The sequence below is a fragment of the Nitrosospira multiformis genome (assembly GCF_900110185.1).
Lineage (GTDB): Bacteria > Pseudomonadota > Gammaproteobacteria > Burkholderiales > Nitrosomonadaceae > Nitrosospira > Nitrosospira multiformis_A.
The window spans coordinates 24,284-40,034 of the sequence record NZ_FOCT01000004.1 but is presented as its reverse complement, the minus strand read 5'-3'; the positions used below and the strand labels follow the sequence as shown (position 1 = coordinate 40,034).

The window sequence follows — 15,751 nt, the reverse complement described above, 5'->3', positions numbered from 1 at the left end:
CTTGCCGCCGCATTTCTTGCATTCACGCCTTCATGAGCTCGCGAAGAACATAAGGCAATATACCCCCATGCTGGTAGTAATCGATCTCTATACCGGTATCTATCCTGCACAGCAGGTCGATTTCCCGGCGTGAGCCGGTATTGTCACGTATAACAAGCGTTACATCCTGCTGGGGGCGGATGCTGCTCAGTCCCTCGATGTCGAACGCTTCATTTCCCTGAATACCGAGCGATTCCACGCTGTCGTCGCCTTTGAACTGTAGCGGCAGCACGCCCATGCCGATCAGGTTGCTGCGATGGATGCGTTCGAAGCTTTTCGCAATTACTGCCTTGACCCCCAGTAGCTGTGTTCCCTTTGCCGCCCAGTCGCGGCTCGATCCACTGCCATATTCTTCTCCCCCGAATACCACAGTGGGGATGTCGTCTGCGACGTAGCGCATGGCGGCATCGTAGATGCTCATCTGCTCGCCGTCCGGCTGATGCAGCGTTATACCTCCTTCGCTGCCGGGAATCATCAGGTTTTTGATGCGCACGTTGGCGAATGTCCCGCGCATCATGACCTCGTGATTGCCGCGACGCGCGCCGTAGCTATTGAAATCAGGCTTGGATACACCACTTGAAAGCAGGTATTTTCCCGCAGGAGAGGTATCCTTGATACTGCCGGCAGGACTGATGTGATCGGTGGTCACCGAATCCCCGAAGATGGCGAGGGCCCGCGCACTCCGGATCTCATTATGCGGGCGGGGCTGCAGCGAGAAATCCTGGAAAAATGGAGGTTCTGCTATATAGGTCGATTTCGGCCAGTCATAGACTTCCCCTGAAACAGACGATATATCGTTCCATAACGGATGATCCTGTGTAAGATTGCTGTAGAGCCTGCGGAATGTTTCCCCGTTTGCTGCAAACTTCATCAGGCTCTGGATTTCATCATCACGTGGCCAGATATCAGCCAGCCATACCGGCTGACCATTCTCGCCATATCCGAGCGGCTCGGCTGTCAGATCCTTGAGCATGTTCCCCGCGAGAGCATAAGCAACCACCAGAGGTGGCGAAGCAAGGAAGTTCGCACGAATGTTCGGGTGAATTCTAGCCTCGAAATTGCGATTGCCGGAGAGGACCGCGGCGCAAACCAGATCATTGGATACCACCGTTTCTTCAATCGGCACGGACAACGGGCCCGAGTTGCCAATGCATGTGGTACAGCCATAACCGGCAAGATTGAAGCCAAGCTTATCGAGATAGGGCAAGAGGCCTGTTTCCCGGAGATATTCCGTCACGACACGTGACCCGGGTGCAAGCGATGTCTTGATGTGACACTTTACCGACAACCCTTTTTCCACCGCTTTCTTTGCCAGCAGGCCAGCGGCAAGCAGTACGCTGGGGTTGGAGGTGTTGGTGCAGGATGTAATGGCCGCAATCAGGATATCCGCGTGCGCCAGGTCGAAGAGGCCGTTTGCGCCATACACAGGGGCTTCAGCCGGAGCCAGGATAGGCCTGTTATTGACCATTTCCGTGATGTTTCTTTCAGTCCCCGGTCTCACGGCTGCCGTGTTCCGCTCTGCGCTGGCGCTGTCGGCCACCTCTGCGCCGGTGTCAGACTCTTCGATGCTATGTACCTTGTAGCGAAGTTTCAGTGCGGCAGCATCCCTGCCGTAACCTCCCTGCATGACAGGCCGTGAAAAGAGTTCTGTGAAACGGGCCTTGACATTGTCAAGCTCGATACGATCCTGAGGGCGTCTCGGTCCGGCGAGAGAAGGCTTGACAGTAGAAAGGTCAAGCTCCAGCTCGCGCGTGTAGTCGATCTCGCCCTTGCGAGGAACCCCGTACAACTCCTGTGCCTTGAAATAAGACTGGAAGGCCGCGACTTCTTCTTCGCTTCGCCCGGTTCCGCGGAAATATTCCACAGTAGCGTCATCGACCGGGAAAAAACCCATAGTGGCGCCATATTCAGGTGCCATATTTCCGATGGTGGCTCGATCGGGAACCGTAAGCGACGCGGTTCCCTCGCCGAAAAATTCCACGAATTTGCCCACCACCCCGGATTTACGCAGGAGTTCAGTAACCGTCAACACCAGATCCGTTGCCGTGACGCCTGTGGAAAGCTTTCCTGTAAGGTTCACGCCGACAACATCAGGAGTCAGAAAATAGACCGGCTGCCCCAGCATGCCGGCCTCAGCCTCGATCCCGCCAACACCCCAACCAACCACGCCTATTCCGTTGATCATGGTGGTATGTGAATCCGTGCCTACCAGGGTGTCGGGATAAAGAATGCCCTCTTTTTCATGCACTCCCCGCGCGAGGTACTCGAGATTGACCTGATGCACGATGCCGATACCCGGCGGAACAACCTTGAAAGTATCGAAGGCCTGCATGCCCCATTTTATGAACTGGTAACGCTCCCGATTACGGTGAAACTCCATTTCCATGTTGAGCTTGAGCGCGTCATCGGTGCCGTAGTAATCGACTTGCACGGAATGATCGACCACCAGATCAACCGGCACCAGGGGTTCGACCATCTCGGGATCCTTGCCCATTTTCTTTGCAGTGCTGCGCATTGCAGCCAGATCGACCAATAGGGGCACCCCGGTAAAGTCCTGCAGCACGATACGGGATACAACAAATGGAATCTCATCCAGTCTAGGTGCGGTCGGCTGCCAATCGGCCAATCTCTTTACGTGCGCCTCCGTCACCTTCCTGTTGTCACAATTGCGCAGGACGGCCTCCAGCACGATGCGAATGGAGATAGGCAGCCGGGAGATTCGACCGAGGCCCGCCGCCTCCAGAGCGGGCAGCGAATAATACTTTGCCTTTTTGCCCCTAGGCAGCGAAAGCTCTTTCAGGGTATTGAACAGGTTATGGGCCATAAATGCACTCCTTGAAAAATTTCTGCATCTTCATGATGCCGCCCTCATGGATATCGATCTTGCCAGACGGATCCTGCCCGGATTGCGTCCGCCGGCACTTATTGCTTTTCCGCCCTGTATTCTTCAATGTCCGCTTCAATGACATTTTCAGAAAAACTCCGGTACGCATTTCCGATACGTTGAGCCATAGGGTCGGGAAAAAGGTGAAAATCCCCTGATCGCAGCGCAGCGATTATACCTTCTGCAACGGCAGAGGGAGGCGCGGCGGTACCTGCCAATCCGGCAGTGCTGCTCATGTCTGTTGCGATCAGGCCGGGATGTACACTCAGTACCGCCGTACCCTGCCGTGCCAGCAGCTCACGCAATGCCTGGGTAATGGAGTAGGCAGCGGCCTTGGATGCCGAATGCGTCGCAAAATTTGGAGCGCACTTCAAGGATGCAACTGAATTGAGCTGGATGAATGCGCCTCCTCCGTTTTTTGCGAGAATGGGGGCGAAGGTTTGAGCCATGCGAATGAGTCCGTACACATTGATCTTCATTGCCGTCTCAAGCGCGTCTATTGCACCGGCATCCAGCGGGGTGGAGGTCTTGAAAACCGCCGCATTGTTGACCACCACCTGAACATCCGGGGCTCTGTCAGCCAATGCTGCAATGCTTTCCGGCATGGTCAAATCCAGATGAACTGGAATCACTCTATCGCCAAAGCGCTCTACCAGTGGATTGGCGGAATCGGGGTTGCGCACCGCTGCATAGACTTTCATCGCACCATGATGCAGCAGTGCCTCGACAATCGCCTTGCCTATTCCACGATTTGCTCCTGTCACAAGAGCAGTCTTTCCGCTGATATCGTATGCCATTTTCATCTTACGGCTCCTCGCTCAATACGGCCGCTCAAAGCAGGTAAACAGCACGGCGGTCGAAATCACGTTCAGAACTCCAAGGTACAATCCAGGACAGTCCTCGTCCTGATCCGGCTTCCGATTGGAGTTTAATTCCCTCATCAAATTATATTCCCCTTAGGAAGTGACTGAACATGTCATTGTGGATTTACTTGCACCGGTAAAACCGTGTCTCCGGATCAAACTGGGCAGGCATGTCAACAAAATATCCAGGGTCGATGAGATCGGCGAGATCACGTCATGTTGATTGCATAAATACAGCCCGACGCAGAATGCGGAATATCCTATAATAGGAAATCAGGTAGCAGGATATCGTTGTCAAATATCGTGGCGCGATAAGTTGACAGACGCGGGCAGCAACGCGACTGTGAGCATCATTGGATGAGTTCATTTATTGCGAGCAAGGTTACATGTCAACCCCAACGGTGGTGCTGTTGCACGGCTTTCTCGGCTTCTCGCGGTGGGGGCCCATAGAACAATTTCGCGGCGTGGAAAAGGCATTAGCCCGCAAAGATATCAAGCCCCTTATACCGGAAGTCCCTGGCGCTGGAACCATAGCGGAACGTGCGGAAACACTCGCAAATAAACTTTTCCGCGGACGCGCGCCGGTTTTTGCCCTGGTCGCCCATAGTATGGGTGGACTCGATGCCCGGTATCTCATCAGCCACCTCGATCCGGACCGGCGCGTAAAAAGCCTGCTTACTGTTTCCACTCCGCATCGCGGTTCGCCCCTGGCACAATGGTTCCTCGAAGCCAAAGGACCTGTTCCTGCCTGGATTCGACATATTGGCACTCCGGCGCTCGCCGAACTGACTCCCGTCTCGTGCGAAGCGATGCAGATCCCGGATAGACCGGATGTAGCCTATTCCTCCTATGCAAGCTGCCGCCCTTTAGAGGAACTCCCCTTCTGGCTTCGGCCCTATGGCAAAGTAATGCGGGAAGACAACGACGGCATGGTTCCCGTGGTCTCTGCCGGATGGGGAAAATTTCGGGGAACACTGCGAGCTGACCATATTGAGCTTCTGGGCTGGAGTCTGGCTTTGCCGGACAGGCAATCCGCACGGCCTTTCAATCATCGTCAATTCTGGATCGAGGCTGCGCGGCAAGCAATCGCTGCGGCAGAAGGCAAGGAAAGTTGAAAAGACGTGTATGGATCCGAACGAGAGCAAAAAACGGGACATGCACTGGTACGATTGGCTGGTATTTGCGGTACCAACGATCTTCATCGCGAGCCTGGGACTGGAATCCGCATTTGGGACAACGCCGGGGCCCGGTACAGCTGCATATCGGGATTTCCGTGCAGTCGCGCACTGGTTTGACCCGATCTTCTTCCAGTACAACCTTATCATGACCCTGGTGGCAGTTCTGGTTGTGCCATCGCTCGCCTTGAGCTACACGATGAAGATGGCCAATCGCAAGGAACGCCGTTTGTATCGCGACGTTCCACCTGAGCGGCGCAGTGAAATCCGTCAGCGAATGGGAAGACGGGCTTCCTTTGGCACTTACAGGGGAAGCGTCTGGCTGACGACGGTCGTCGTGCTGCTCGGTAGTTCCATTCTGTTGCTGTTCAAACCCGTTTCCTCGTCCGCGGAACTTGGCGTGGATTTCAGTCTCGGGGCGAACATGTTGATGATGGGTCCCTTCATGGAACTGTATGAAACGGGTAACAGTTCCTATTATTCCCACCTCGTCCGCAACCTGACGGCTTTCCAGTTCGGATTCCTTGGCGCTTACGTCTATTTCATCGGTTCTGTCGTCCGTGCCTACTTCACGATGGATCTGACTTCCAATACGTTCGTCGATGGCGCTATCCGCATGATCGTCGCAAGCCTGCTGGCGTTGGTGCTCTCCTTTGCGTTCGATCTGCTCCTGCCACACGAACTCGAGGTGAATGCATCCTCAACTGCTGCGCCCCCAACCGCTGCACCCTCCGACGTGAATGCCACGACACCCGCGCCCTCCACACCCCCAACGCCTTCTACCGGCGAGGAACCCAGAGAAACCGCATCTCCTGAAAGATCAGGCAATGACGAAAAACCACTTTCGAAGCAGGAAGTCCCGTTGCCTGCCAGATTGAGCCTCTTGCCTCTTGTTGCTTTCTTTCTCGGTTTCTATCCGAAACGGACCGCACTCGGAATTGAGCGGATCGTCATTAAACTGACCAGAGGAATGATTCCCGCCATGAGCTACCGTGCGCTGCCGCTTTCCATGCTGGCAGGAATGAGCTACTCGCACGAATTGAGACTGGAGCGGGAAGGATTCGATAATATCGAAAACCTCAGCAATGCTGACCCTGTGGATCTCGCGATACGCACCTGCTTCAGCTATGGCCAGTTGAAGCAATGGATCGATCAGGCCTGGCTGGCTTCTCATCTGCGTGAAGATTATCCCGGTTTTGCGCAGCGGACAGGCATCACGAACAGTGAGGAGCTTCACTGTTTCTTCTCCACCTGCGCCGCCTCACATAGCGACGGGGTGGAACAATTGCTGGCTGCCTTGTCAGCAGACGCGGCAACCGTCGCTTCGTGGAAATTGAGGCTCAATACTCTCCGGATACTGCTGAATACAAACTCTTCCCAGCAGGAAAGCTGTCATGATCCTGCCGAAAGCGAGCCTATCCCGGCGCATGTTCCGGACGTCAAAACCGGGAATGCCTAGACCACGAACAGATCGATGAACTCGTGAACCGGCATCGCTTCCAGCCTGCTTTGATCATGACAGGCATTCATAATTGCCGCGCACTGGTGGACCGGGAAGCGACGCGCAAGATTGATTCTGAACTTTTCTTCCAGTAGCGGAATGCCTTCGCTTCGGCGCAGCCTGTGGCCGATGGGATACTCCACCACCACTTCCTCCAGTTTACTGCCATCCTTGAATTCCAGGGTAAGACCGTTTGCGATGGAGCGTTTTTCAGGATCGTAATAATCCTTTGTGAACTGCGGGTCCTCGACGCAGATTATCTTGTTCCGCAACTCATCGATGCGCGGATCAGCGGCCACGACATCCTCATAATCGGCAGAGGTAAGCCTGCCGAAAATAAGCGGCACTGCAACGATATACTGCATGCAATGGTCTCGGTCGGCCGGGCTGTTGAGCGGACCCTTCTTGTCGATGATACGAATCGCGGCTTCGTGGGTACGGATCGTTATTTTCCGGATATCTGCAATCCGATCCTTCACCCGCGGGTATAGTTGCATCGCACACTCCGCCGCCGTCTGGGAGTGGAATTCGGCAGGGAACGAAATCTTGAGCAGCACATTTTCCATCACATAGGAATGCCATCGCTCGGGAGGCCTCTGGAATTTGAAAGGTTCTCCCTTGAACAGCACGTCGTAGAATCCCCAGGTTTTCGCGGTAAGTGCTGAAGGGTAGCCTGTCTCCCCCTTGAGGGTGATCAGCGCGAGCCATACTGCTCGGCTGGTAGCATCCCCCGCGGCCCAGGATTTGCGCGAGCCGGTGTTGGGGGCATGACGATACGTGCGCAGCGCCTGCCCATCCACCCACGCCTGGGAAAGCGCATCGATGATCTGGTCGCGGCTGCCCCCCAACAGATGCGTGATGACGGCTGTGGATGCGACTTTAACCAGCACCACATGATCCAGCCCCACCTTATTGAAGCTGTTTTCCAAAGCCAGGCAACCCTGAATCTCGTATGCTTTTATCATCGCGGTCAATACGTCCCGCATGAGCGGTCGTCGTCTCCCGCTCGGGGCACTCCGCGCAAGCCAGTCGGCCACAGCCAGTATCGCCCCAAGATTATCGGATGGATGACCCCATTCCGCCGCCAGCCATGTATCGTTGAAATCGAGCCAGCGAATCATGGTGCCGATATTGAAGGCCGCCTCCACCGGACCGAGCTGAAACCGCGTACCCGGAATCCTCGCGCCGCCTTCAAATGCGGCAGCACCGGACACGAGCGGCCCAAGCAGCTTGGTGCAGGCCGGATATGTAAGCGCTTCCATGGCGCATCCCAGAGAGTCCATCAGGCAGTGACGCGCGGTAACGTAAGCCAGATCGCTTTGAATATCCCGCCCCCCCACGTAATCTGCAATATCGACCAGAACCTGGTCAGGTTGGGGACGGACGTTGGAGGATGCGGATGACATGGGGCATATTATAGAGCCTGCACTCCAACAAGGAGAGTCTGTGCGGCGAAAGAAGAAGCTGTTCTTCCTTCTTGACATCGTCTTACCTGCAAAAACGCCCTTCCGCCCTTCTGTCCGGAATAAATTAGCACTGTCCGGAATAAATTAGCAGTCAAGACCAAAACCAAGGGCTCCTCGGCATCGGTCTATCGAGATGCCGTCATGCCCGCGAAAGCGGGAAACCCTCTCTATTTCGATTGAACGGCGAAGCACGCCGTTACTACCCGCACCATGGGCCCGAAGCTCTACTGTTCTTGCTTCGAAAGAAGGAGGCCCAAGCTTGTCAGGGATTATTCAAGTATGACAACCAAAGCGCCGGTGATGCGTTATATCCGTATTAACATCGAGCCAGCCAGAATTTTTTTTGCTCACGGAACGGTCCAAATCATACATGGAAAGGGAGGAGTAATTTCAATGGCTGGAATCGCAAAGTGGAGATGGGCATGAAAAAAATGGGACTCTTGTACGCTTTCCTCATTTTACTCGGATCATCTTCGGCACCGGCGGCATGGGCAGGCGGGGGAGGTCACCACGGAGGTCACCACGGAGGTCACCACGGAGGTCACCATCACGGGGGCCATTGGCACGGCCCCGGATTGGCTTTCGGATTGGGAGTATTGGGTGGCTATGGCCTGGGTTACTATGGTAGATCACCCTATTATCCTCCTTACTACCGCTACGGGCCGGCGTACGGTTACGCGCCCTATGGCTATCCGGCTTCTGGGTTTTCGCCCTGGTATGGCTACACCCCCGGTTATGCGTATCCCCCTGTAGCGCCAGTGGTTGTAACGCCGGCACAGCCCCCTATTTACATCCAGCAGCCACCGGTGATCCAACCCCAACCCCAGCCCCCGGCGACCAGTTACTGGCATTATTGCCGTAATCCCGAAGGCTATTATCCCTATGTCAAAAATTGTCCTGAAGGCTGGCTGCAGGTAGCGCCCCAACCTGGTCAATGAACGGAACCGTCATGATCCAATTCATATTCAAGAAATTCCTGGTTTCAGATAAAGTCCGCTGGGCGAAGTTATCCCGGAAGTTGTTCCTCCCGTTGCTCGCGCTGACTTCGCTCACTGCATGCGTCAGTATGCCAACAGGTCCCAGCATGATGGCACTGCCGGGCACAGGAAGAAGCTTCGACGAGTTCCGCTACGACGACTACCTCTGCCGGCAGTTTGCCCATGATCAGGTGGGAGGGAATACGCCGAGCCGCGCTTCGATATCCAGCGGGGTGGGAAGCGCCGCCGTAGGTGCTGGAGTAGGGGCTGCGGCTGGCGCTGCCCTGGGCGGCGGACACGGCGCAGCTATTGGAGCCGGTACCGGCGCGTTGGCAGGAAGCCTGGCTGGCATCGGTACCGCGGGAGCCTCGAGTTCGATTTCCCAGGAGCGTTATGACGCCGCCTACGTGCAGTGCATGTACGCCAAGGGACACCAGGTACCGGTATACGGCCAGGTCACGAACAGCTATCCAGGAGGTCGTTACACCTCCCCTTCTTATCCGCCTTCTTCCTCTTCCTATCCACCTCCGCCGCCCGCGCCGCAGGGAACAGTGAGCATACCTCCGCCGCCGCCCGGCGTTCCTCCCCCACCACCGCCAGGCAAGATACTGAGAGGCGTTCAACCTTCCGGGCGTTAATTTCTCAGAAAGCCGGAAAATCCGAGGACTGGTCGATATTCAGAGGCGCCTATTAATAGAAAGGACACCAATGATTCCAGCATAGTTATCGCAAATCGCGGCGCACCTCATTGCAGCTGCCGAATCAACCCGGGTAATTCGGCGAAATCATCGAACCAAACCGGCCGCACCCCAAACTCGAGATATTTTGCGGACTCGGCTGCGATCTCGCTCCTGTCCGGCTCTCTTCCTTTCCGGTCTCGCGGCCATTTCAGCAATGCATAGTGATAGCGCCCCGGGTATTCCGCGAAGGCCTCACGCAGGAGGCCGTTCATCGCTTCATCGGCAAAAGAACATCCTATATAAAGCGCAATGTGCACAGGATTCGCCAGAAATCCGTCGTAGACCGCTTCCAATATCCTTGATCGCGGCCCTTTGTACGTCGTGAGGTACTGGGAAGTGGAAAATACAAAGCACACATTCGTGATCATGAACAGCCGCCGCGGCGTAAAACCGTGAAGATGAAAGATAGGCTCATGCCATGAACTCTTCTGAGCGAGTTCATCCGGATTGCCCCGCAGCTTGTCACCCTTCATCGCCCAGGCGGCGTGCGGTATTTTCTGCTCCGCGAGCGCTTCCGACATCAGTGCATCGATATTGTAGGTGATAATTGAATCCCATCCGGGAAACAAACCAGGGCCGCGCACGGGTACCTCTTGCGCCTGCGCCAGTTCGGCAATAACCCGATGGACTTCGCTTGGCTCTTTCGCACGTGTATAGATGATTTTCGTGAGCAGACGAAAAAGATGCTGGCCGCAAAGATCGTAGCAGACCTGCGCCCCGTGCATGAGCGTCTCGACATCGGTCGAAGAACCTTTGGCCTTGACCTCGGCAAGGACGTTCCTCGCGGTTTGTTCCTGCTCAGCCGTATAGCGCTTCACTTCGCTGACGCGTTGCTCGAAACGCCAAGTTCCGGTTCCACCCGTGCGCACCGTGCCGTCGGGAAGAAACTCGATAGGTGGCTGAGCCGGATTGTCAGCGGCGGGAACGGACTCGTAGAACTCCAGACCCTTGTCGAGCGTTTCCTCCAGCATCAAACGCACCAGTTCGGGCCAGGAGGGCGCCCCTGCGTCCATCGAGACCCCTGCCCCCAGCACGGGCGATAACGCGCTCGAGCCACGAATCAAGCGCAGCAGCCCAAGATCGAAATCCCGCACCTGCCATCCTAGGCGATCCCGAATTTCATCCACATAGGGTAACGTCCGACGCACCTCGAAGCGGATATCCGGCAGCGGCCTGGATAAGAGGGACTGGCTGCCGCCGTAGATCCCATTGATGTAGCTTTCAAGTTCCAGGAGAGCAGCGGCAGGATCATCATCGGCTACAAGCTGCGCCAGCAGCGCGTCATCGGCACCATGCAGCGCTTTCTCCCAGGCAGCGTGCTGCTCTGACGAATGAGGGATCAATGATGGGTTCAGTTGCATCTCTGCTTCCTGAGGGGACCAGTGAGCATACAGTGGTGCTTTTAGCCATGGCAGAAGAAGACGTCACACCGCTATCTTCCACACGCAAAGCATTACCAATATCAATATAGTTCATTTCCTGATCGAGCTTTGATGCCCCCCATTTATCTTGTCATGACGACGGGAGTGAACCAGCTTATTGAAACGGAAATCTATGTTGACTGGTTTGCCCGCTTACGATATTCAGGCAAAAGTACGAATCGATGCCAGATTACGTCGTGCTGAGCTGGGAAATTTTGGTGACTGTAAACCCGTAGGTTAAGGAGTATTGGAGATGCGAATTCACTATAATCCCGATTATCCGGTGTACCTGACACAGCGCTGTTGCTGAAGGCGACTCTGGATAGTACCGCAACTTACGCTAAGAATATTTTGGATTTCGAAGTCGTCCATATCTATAAAGTTAAATCTTCACTGATCTGCTTTACCTAGCAGCTATTTGCGCACATCAATCGGCACAAACTTCCGCTCCTCCGGCCCGATGTAATTCGCCGAAGGCCGAATAATCTTTCCGTCTATCCGCTGCTCGATGATGTGCGCTGCCCAGCCGCTGGTGCGGGCAATTGCAAACAGCGGGGTAAACATGGCAGTGGGAATGCCCATCATGTGATAACCCACGGCGGAGTACCAGTCCAGGTTGGGGAACATTTTCTTGATACTCCACATCACCGTTTCCAGTCTTTCGGCCACGTTGAACATCTGCATATCTCCTGCCTCGGCAGACAGTTTCCTTGCCACTTCACGGATTACCCGGTTGCGCGGATCGCCGGTGGTATATACCGGATGGCCGAAACCAGTGATGATCTCCTTGTTCGCCACTCGGCGGCGGACGTCTGCCTCGGCCTCATCCGGGCTGCCATAGCGTGTCTGGATGTCAAATGCAACCTCATTGGCACCTCCGTGTTTGCGGCCACGCAACGCACCGATAGCACCGGTTATGGCGGAGTAGAAATCCGATTCCGTCCCTGCAATCACCCGAGCGGTAAAGGTGGATGCATTGAACTCATGCTCGGCATACAGGATCAGGGAGGCGTGCATTGCCTTTACCCAGGATGGGGGGGGTGGCTTGCCGTGTAGGAGGTGCAAAAAATGGCCGCCAATGGAATCGTCATCTGACTCCAGTCCGATGCGGCGGTCGTGATGCGAATAGTGGTACCAGTACAGCAGCATGGAGCCCATGGAGGCCAGCAGCCGGTCCGCGATATCCCGCGCACCCTCCACTGTGTGTATCTCTGCTTCCGGCAGCACCGTACCCAGCGCGGAAACCCCTGTGCGCAACACATCCATGGGATGAGCGCTTCGGGGTATCGTCTCCAGCAGGGTTTTCACCCTGGCCGGCAGATCGCGCAGCTTTTCCAGTTTCTCCTTGTAGGCGGCGAGCTCGGCCACCGTCGGCAGCTTTTCGTACACCAGCAGGTAGGCAATTTCTTCAAATTCACTGCTTTCCGCGATATCCAGAATGTCATAGCCGCGATAATGCAGGTCGTTCCCTGTTCGGCCGACACTGCAAATGGCCGTATTGCCAGCCAGTACCCCGGACAATACGACAGACTTCTTCGCCTTCGGCGCAATTCTCACAGTGCTTCCATCAGGTTTATTCATTTTCAGGTTTATTCATTTTCAGGTTTATTCATTTTCAGGTTTATTCATTTTCAGGTTCTTCCGGTTTTTCGGGCTTGAACAGAAGATTCAGTTTCTCGTCATAAGCAGGGTAGTCGAGAAATTCGTACAACTCGGCACGGGTCTGCATGCTCGGGAGCGCGCTTTTTTGCGAGCCTTCCGCGCGTATTATTCGATATACATTCAACGCAGCGGCACTCATGGCGCGAAATGCGGAAAGCGGATAAAGCACCAGGGAAACATCTGCCTGGGCCAACTCCTCGACTGTGTAGAGGGGAGTTGCGCCGAATTCCGTGATGTTGGCCAGAATGGGCACCTTGACCGCTGCCGCAAACAGCCGGTAGGTTTGCAGGTCAGCCACGGCTTCGGGGAAGATCATGTCCGCACCCGCCTCCACATAAGCACAGGCCCGATCAATGGCGGCTTGCAGTCCCTCCACCGAGAGTGCATCCGTACGCGCCATGATGACGAAAGCGGGATCGATTCTTGCATCCACCGCAGCGCCAATCCGTTCCACCATTTCCATTTCACTGACCACGGCCTTACCTGGAAGGTGACCGCAACGCTTGATCTGCACCTGATCTTCGATATGGAGTGCGCCGGCCCCGGCTTTTATCAATGACTTCACAGTACGGCCGATATTGAGAACACCGCCAAAACCGGTATCCGCGTCCACCAACAACGGCAGGTCCGTGATATCGGTAATGCGCCGTACGTCGACCAGCACATCATCAAGGGTGGAAATGGCAAGATCGGGTACTCCGAGAGATGCCGCAGCCACCCCCCCACCCGAGAGATACAGTGCCCTGAAGCCGACATGCTCCGCCATGCGAGCGGCATATGCATTGATGCAACCCGCGATCTGCAGGGGCATTTCCGCGTCAAGCGCTGCGCGAAAACGGGAACCGGCAGAGGCAGGCATGAAAGGAGAAACGAAGACGGGAGTGCGGCTTATCCAAGCAGATGCTTTATCGACTCCCGCTCTCCCATTAATTCCCGGTAGCTCGCCTGCATCTTCATCCTGCTGAACTCGCTTATTTCCAGGTCGGGCACGATCTTGTATTCGCCGCTCTGGCAGGTCACGGGATAACCATAGATAACCCCTTTCGGGATGCCGTAGCTTCCATCCGAAGGAATACCCATGGATACCCAGTCACCTTCGGGAGTGCCGGAAATCCAGTCACGCATGTGGCATATTGCGGCGTTTGCTGCGCTGGCCGCACTCGAAGAACCACGCGCCTCGATCACCTCCATGCCGCGCTTCTGTATTACAGGAATGAAACCGGTTTCTATCCATGCCGTGTCATTGACGAGGTCGGCGGCATTATGGCCGTTCACCTCGGCATGACTCAAATCGGGATATTGGGCTGAGGAGTGATTGCCCCATACGATCATCTTTCTCACACTGGAAACCGGGTGGCCAACCTTGGCGGCAAGCTGGAACACGGCGCGGTTGTGGTCCAGCCGCATCATCGACGAGAAGTTGCTCGGCTTCAAGCTCGGCGCATTTTTCATCGTGATATAGGCATTGGTATTGGCAGGATTCCCCACCACCAGGACTTTCACATCGCGCCCGGCAACCTCGTCGAGCGCCTTCCCCTGCGCACGGAATATCGTACCGTTTGCTTCCAGCAGATCCTTGCGTTCCATACCCTTGGTGCGCGGGCGGGCACCAACCAGCATGGCGATATTTGTGTCGCGAAAAGCTGTTTTGGGGTCGTCGGTAACTGTGATGCCCGTCAGTAATGGAAAGGCACAGTCGTCCAGTTCCATGACAACACCTTTCAAGGAAGACAACGATTGAGGAATATCCAGCAATTGCAGAATGACAGGCTGATCCTCGCCAAGCATGTCGCCCGCCGCGATACGAAACAAGAGACTGTAAGCTATCTGGCCGGCAGCGCCGGTTATGGCGACACGAATGGGAGTCTTCATTTTTTCTTATGCTCCTGTAGATATACTACCGAGTAGTAATTTTCCATTGCGTCCTTCAGGCTGTAACGAGCCGGACCAGACAGAGGAGCGGAAAAATGATCGCACCTCCCAGATGGATAAGTTTGGCGGACAATACTTCGGGAACTGCCCCTACAATCTGCTCCAGGTGCATTGAGCACATTGAACAGGAGCAAAGAAACCGGGACTATAAAAACATTCTCCATAGGTTGTCAATTTCAGTTTGTCAATTTCGGTTCAGCATTCGAAGTATCTTCCCCCGCGCCGGAAAGCGGAAAGCGCAGTATGCTCCTTGATGGTCGCGTGGTTGTATCCCCTGCAATAACGGTCTAAACTTAATCGCAGCCTCAACTTGATCACCTTGTAACAATAACAACGGCGACAACAGCGGGATCGAAATTGCCAAAAAAGCGTCCCAAATATCTTGATCTGCTGAAAATCCGGCAGCCCCTGCCCGCAGTGATATCGATCCTGCACCGCATCAGCGGGGCGCTGCTGTTCTTTCCCGGTATTCCTCTCGTCCTTTGCGGTCTCGATATGGCGCTGGGTTCCCCGGAAGGCTACGCCCAGTTTCAATCCTTCCTGAACAATCCAGTGGCAAAGTTCGGACTGATACTGGCGCTGTGGGTCTTCGTACATCATTTCTGCGCAGGAATCCGTTATCTTGCGCTGGATCTGCATTACGGCGTAAAACTTGAGCAGGCGCGGCTAAGCAGCAAAGTGGTTGTGGGAGCGGGAATCGTTCTCACCCTGTTGACCGGCGCTGTGATATGGTAAAGCGTCCAGTACGGGCGGTAACCGGCGCACATTATGGTCTTCGCGACTGGCTGGCGCAACGCGTCACCGCCGCGGTAATGGCCATCTATACCCTGATGCTGGCAGGAGTGCTACTGGTTTCCCCTCCGCAGGACTACGCATCCTTCAAGACGCTGTTCGATAACCAGTGGATGCGGGTAGCATCCTTCCTGTTTCTTCTGAGCCTGTTCTGGCATGCATGGATCGGAATGCGCAACATACTGATGGATTACATTCATGCTGCTGGTATTCGCCTTATTCTGGAAATACTGGTCATACTGTCACTGCTGTCTTATGCCATCTGGTCCGTGGAAATTCTCTGGATAGGTGAAGGATAG

At 55.1% G+C, this 15,751-nt stretch carries 13 protein-coding genes; 6 read left to right on the top strand and 7 right to left on the bottom strand.

Annotated features, from left to right (window positions below; translation table 11 throughout):
- Positions 1-22: 22 nt before the first annotated feature.
- Both BMY01_RS05820 and BMY01_RS05815 read right to left on the bottom strand, forming a co-directional pair.
- Entirely contained in the window at positions 23-2,863 is a 2,841-nt protein-coding gene (locus BMY01_RS05820; RefSeq protein WP_074745234.1) for an aconitate hydratase, read from the bottom strand.
- A 98-nt stretch (positions 2,864-2,961) separates the two neighbouring features.
- Positions 2,962-3,726, bottom strand: coding sequence for an SDR family oxidoreductase (locus BMY01_RS05815; protein WP_175463214.1), 765 nt, complete (start codon positions 3,724-3,726; stop codon positions 2,962-2,964).
- Positions 3,727-4,172: 446 nt separating this feature from the next.
- On the opposite strand from BMY01_RS05815, the gene BMY01_RS05810 reads away from it, so the two are divergent.
- Positions 4,173-4,901: an esterase/lipase family protein gene (locus BMY01_RS05810; protein WP_074745232.1), complete on the top strand. Its 729-nt coding sequence runs from the start codon at positions 4,173-4,175 to the stop codon at positions 4,899-4,901.
- A gap of 10 nt (positions 4,902-4,911) precedes the next feature.
- Positions 4,912-6,420 carry a hypothetical protein gene (locus tag BMY01_RS05805; protein WP_074745230.1) on the top strand — a complete coding sequence of 503 codons (1,509 nt, stop codon included), beginning with the start codon at positions 4,912-4,914 and terminating at the stop codon, positions 6,418-6,420.
- Here BMY01_RS05805 and BMY01_RS05800 read toward each other — a convergent pair.
- Positions 6,417-7,868, bottom strand: coding sequence for a bifunctional 2-methylcitrate dehydratase/aconitate hydratase (locus BMY01_RS05800; RefSeq protein ID WP_074745228.1), 1,452 nt, complete (start codon positions 7,866-7,868; stop codon positions 6,417-6,419). The genes BMY01_RS05805 and BMY01_RS05800 overlap by 4 nt on opposite strands.
- A 482-nt stretch (positions 7,869-8,350) precedes the next feature.
- Between BMY01_RS05800 and BMY01_RS05795 the strand changes: the two genes are divergently transcribed.
- Together BMY01_RS05795 and BMY01_RS05790 are read left to right on the top strand one after the other, a co-directional pair.
- Entirely contained in the window at positions 8,351-8,866 is a 516-nt protein-coding gene (locus tag BMY01_RS05795) for a hypothetical protein (RefSeq protein ID WP_074745226.1), read from the top strand.
- An 11-nt stretch (positions 8,867-8,877) separates the two neighbouring features.
- The gene (locus tag BMY01_RS05790) at positions 8,878-9,543 is read left to right on the top strand and encodes a glycine zipper family protein (protein ID WP_074745567.1); all 666 of its coding nucleotides are present in this window, start codon (positions 8,878-8,880) and stop codon (positions 9,541-9,543) included.
- Positions 9,544-9,650: 107 nt separating this feature from the next.
- On the opposite strand, the gene BMY01_RS05785 is transcribed toward BMY01_RS05790, so the two are convergent.
- The 4 genes from BMY01_RS05785 to BMY01_RS05770 form a co-directional block, all read right to left on the bottom strand.
- Complete coding sequence (locus BMY01_RS05785) at positions 9,651-11,006, bottom strand: SIR2 family NAD-dependent protein deacylase (RefSeq protein WP_074745224.1); 1,356 nt, start codon at positions 11,004-11,006, stop codon at positions 9,651-9,653.
- A gap of 474 nt (positions 11,007-11,480) precedes the next feature.
- Positions 11,481-12,647 carry a bifunctional 2-methylcitrate synthase/citrate synthase gene (gene prpC / locus BMY01_RS05780; protein ID WP_074745222.1) on the bottom strand — a complete coding sequence of 389 codons (1,167 nt, stop codon included), beginning with the start codon at positions 12,645-12,647 and terminating at the stop codon, positions 11,481-11,483.
- Between the two features lie 40 nt (positions 12,648-12,687).
- Positions 12,688-13,587: a methylisocitrate lyase gene (prpB, locus tag BMY01_RS05775; RefSeq protein ID WP_074745220.1), complete on the bottom strand. Its 900-nt coding sequence runs from the start codon at positions 13,585-13,587 to the stop codon at positions 12,688-12,690.
- A 29-nt stretch (positions 13,588-13,616) separates the two neighbouring features.
- The gene (locus tag BMY01_RS05770; RefSeq protein ID WP_074745218.1) at positions 13,617-14,600 is read right to left on the bottom strand and encodes a malate dehydrogenase; all 984 of its coding nucleotides are present in this window, start codon (positions 14,598-14,600) and stop codon (positions 13,617-13,619) included.
- Positions 14,601-15,017: 417 nt separating this feature from the next.
- Between BMY01_RS05770 and sdhC the strand changes: the two genes are divergently transcribed.
- Positions 15,018-15,395: a succinate dehydrogenase, cytochrome b556 subunit gene (gene sdhC, locus BMY01_RS05765; protein ID WP_074745216.1), complete on the top strand. Its 378-nt coding sequence runs from the start codon at positions 15,018-15,020 to the stop codon at positions 15,393-15,395.
- Complete coding sequence (gene sdhD, locus BMY01_RS05760; RefSeq protein WP_074745214.1) at positions 15,389-15,751, top strand: succinate dehydrogenase, hydrophobic membrane anchor protein; 363 nt, start codon at positions 15,389-15,391, stop codon at positions 15,749-15,751. Before sdhC ends, sdhD begins: the two co-directional genes overlap by 7 nt.

What these genes read in the sequence shown, in the direction of transcription:
- BMY01_RS05820 (WP_074745234.1), bottom strand. Translation starts at nt 2,863, where the DNA reads ATGGCCCATAACCTGTTCAATACCCTGAAAGAGCTTTCGCTGCCTAGG.
- BMY01_RS05795 (WP_074745226.1), top strand. Translation starts at nt 8,351, where the DNA reads ATGAAAAAAATGGGACTCTTGTACGCTTTCCTCATTTTACTCGGATCA.
- prpB (WP_074745220.1), bottom strand. Translation starts at nt 13,587, where the DNA reads ATGCCTGCCTCTGCCGGTTCCCGTTTTCGCGCAGCGCTTGACGCGGAA.
- BMY01_RS05810 (WP_074745232.1), top strand. Translation starts at nt 4,173, where the DNA reads ATGTCAACCCCAACGGTGGTGCTGTTGCACGGCTTTCTCGGCTTCTCG.
- BMY01_RS05805 (WP_074745230.1), top strand. Translation starts at nt 4,912, where the DNA reads ATGGATCCGAACGAGAGCAAAAAACGGGACATGCACTGGTACGATTGG.
- sdhD (WP_074745214.1), top strand. Translation starts at nt 15,389, where the DNA reads ATGGTAAAGCGTCCAGTACGGGCGGTAACCGGCGCACATTATGGTCTT.
- BMY01_RS05770 (WP_074745218.1), bottom strand. Translation starts at nt 14,600, where the DNA reads ATGAAGACTCCCATTCGTGTCGCCATAACCGGCGCTGCCGGCCAGATA.
- BMY01_RS05815 (WP_175463214.1), bottom strand. Translation starts at nt 3,726, where the DNA reads ATGAAAATGGCATACGATATCAGCGGAAAGACTGCTCTTGTGACAGGA.
- BMY01_RS05800 (WP_074745228.1), bottom strand. Translation starts at nt 7,868, where the DNA reads ATGTCATCCGCATCCTCCAACGTCCGTCCCCAACCTGACCAGGTTCTG.
- prpC (WP_074745222.1), bottom strand. Translation starts at nt 12,647, where the DNA reads ATGAATAAACCTGATGGAAGCACTGTGAGAATTGCGCCGAAGGCGAAG.
- BMY01_RS05785 (WP_074745224.1), bottom strand. Translation starts at nt 11,006, where the DNA reads ATGCAACTGAACCCATCATTGATCCCTCATTCGTCAGAGCAGCACGCT.
- BMY01_RS05790 (WP_074745567.1), top strand. Translation starts at nt 8,878, where the DNA reads ATGATCCAATTCATATTCAAGAAATTCCTGGTTTCAGATAAAGTCCGC.